1 protein-coding gene is annotated in these 2,307 nt (G+C 40.7%); it reads right to left on the bottom strand.

Annotation, left to right across the window (positions count from 1 at the left end; genetic code table 11):
• Positions 1–148 precede the first annotated feature (148 nt).
• Positions 149–2,209: an LTA synthase family protein gene (locus V7Z60_RS09510; protein ID WP_334117575.1), complete on the bottom strand. Its 2,061-nt coding sequence runs from the start codon at positions 2,207–2,209 to the stop codon at positions 149–151.
• Positions 2,210–2,307 lie beyond the last annotated feature (98 nt).

Genomic DNA, 2,307 nt, shown 5'->3' with positions numbered 1-2,307 from the left:
GATTGCCGTTTCTTCTTTACAGAGCTTATCTGTCTTTAAAATCAGTCTTGTTTTAACCTCATCTGACGTTTAATTGCCCTTGAAATAATTTGCCTGTATTTTACACAAAAAAAGACGGCCTTTATTTGAATGACCGTCTTTTCATGTTTTATTTAAGTTCAGGAGCATCCGTAACGAACATGCTTTGCGTGCTCTTTCCGCCATGTTTCTGCAAAACACTTGTCTTCTTAGACTGTGAATCGTTGAGAAGTTTCATACCGTCACGATACTTATAGCTGAAATCTGCCCGGTTAACCTTCTTGAAGTTTTCGGGTGTATAGAAACGAAGCAAATCACCCGTTACGATTTTATCCGACAAGGACAGAACCTCATCAGTTCTTTCGGTCTGTTTCCTGACCTCTTCTTTTTGTGCCTGAGTCAAATCATCCGTAACGTCCTCGCCTTTATTATTATAAACCTTGCTTCCGATTTTGCTGAATCCAGGCGAAACAAAATCTCCGTTTCTGAACGCAACGGTCTGATTCCGGTTTGTCGAAAGCAGATCATTGCCAAGTTGAATGGTATCCTTGTTTTCAATTCCCAGCAAATCAAGCAGCGTTGGCATGACGTCAATTTCACCGCCATACGTATGATTGATACCGCCTCTAAGGCCGTTCAAATGAATCATGAACGGAACCTTTTGAAATTGTGCCAGATCATAGCCTGTCACCGTATCAAGGTTCAAAAGCTGCGAAATGGCCTTCTTATGGTTGTTTGAAATACCATAGTGATCACCATAGACAACAATCATTGAATTATCATACAAGCCTGATTTCTTAAGATAATCCATAAATTGACCAAAGGCCTCATCGAGGTATTTGGCAGTCTGAACATATCCATCGACAGTATTGTCGCCGGTCTTTGTCTTTTCGATATGCTGATTTTGCTTGTCAAGTTCATACGGATAGTGATTCGTAACCGTAATCACCTTGGCATAGAACGGCTGTGGAAGTTTTTCGATATACTTAATCGACTGCTTCAGGAAAATCTTGTCCTTCAGCCCATAACCAACGCTGTAGTTAGTCTTGTTTTTATAATAATCTTCACTGAAGAAGTAATCATATCCCCAGGATTTGTAAGTGTTGTCGCGATTCCAAAAACTGCCGACGTCGCCGTGAAATGCAGCGGTCGAATATCCGCGCTGATCTAAGATGGCGGGCATTGCCTGGAAGGTGTTTGAAGTACCATAAGAGGTCATGACAGACCCTGACGGCAACCCGAACAGTGAATTTTCAAGCATCGTCTCGGCATCTGACGTTTTACCCTGACCAACCTGGTTGTAAAAGTTATCAAAGGACAAAGTGTTTTGATCAGCATAAAACTTATTGATGTTAGGCGTTACTTCCTTACCGTTGACTTTATAGTTAATCAGAAACTGCTGAAAACTTTCCAGATGGAAAATAAAGACGTTTTTGCCGGCAGCCTTTCCGAAATACTCTGGGTTTGCAGCGCTTCTGTTATTCTTCAAGAATTTAAGGACACCATCCATGTCGCTGCTGCTTGCACTTGCACGCGTAGCACTTTCCTTGTGTGTCTGGTAAGCATTGTAGCCGGCATAGAAATTCATGCCTAAATATTTGACGATATAGTTATTGTCAAAAGTACGCGTTAAAAGCTGCGGACGATCTTTATCGGCCAGGCCCAAATTCCCGACGAACAGCACCGCCGAAATAATCGTAATCGCAATCGGATACCTCATCTTCATCGGTCTTTGATCAACTTTAATGACTTTTGTAACCAAAAGAAGCGTCAAAACAATCACGTCTGCAAAAATCAGCAGATCGCTTGCATGCAGAATTTCGCCGATGCTGAGCGTCAAATTGTTTGAAACCGAGCCTGATGATTTGATAATCCCCATTGACAGGAAATCTGAGAACTCACGGTAGTACAAGACATTGGAAAAAAGCCACAATGATTCGATCAAATCGACAATCATCATTATCCAATATGACTTTTTGCCTTTAAAATACAGTGCAATACCGAACAACAGCAGTCCGAACGGTACAGGGTTGACAATCAGCAGAAATTTCTGTATCGGTCCGGTAATCCCAAGACTGAATTTCGTAACATAAACAACGTATGTCTTAATCCAGAAAATCAAAAATACCAACGCAAAGAAACCTGCACGCGTATCCAGCACATTACGGACTTTATTTAACGTTGAACGCATCAAATTGCCTCCAATTATCAAAATTGTAAATTTATTCCATGAAACAAATTATAGCGAATTTTCATAGAACGTCAAATCAAATTTCTTGAAATTACATT

Source organism: Ligilactobacillus sp., from assembly GCF_036846325.1.
Taxonomy (GTDB): Bacteria; Bacillota; Bacilli; order Lactobacillales; family Lactobacillaceae; genus Ligilactobacillus.
Note: the sequence above shows the minus strand (reverse complement) of the source record. Positions and strands in the feature narration are given on the sequence as shown.

What these genes read in the sequence shown, in the direction of transcription:
- V7Z60_RS09510 (WP_334117575.1), bottom strand. Translation starts at nt 2,209, where the DNA reads ATGCGTTCAACGTTAAATAAAGTCCGTAATGTGCTGGATACGCGTGCA.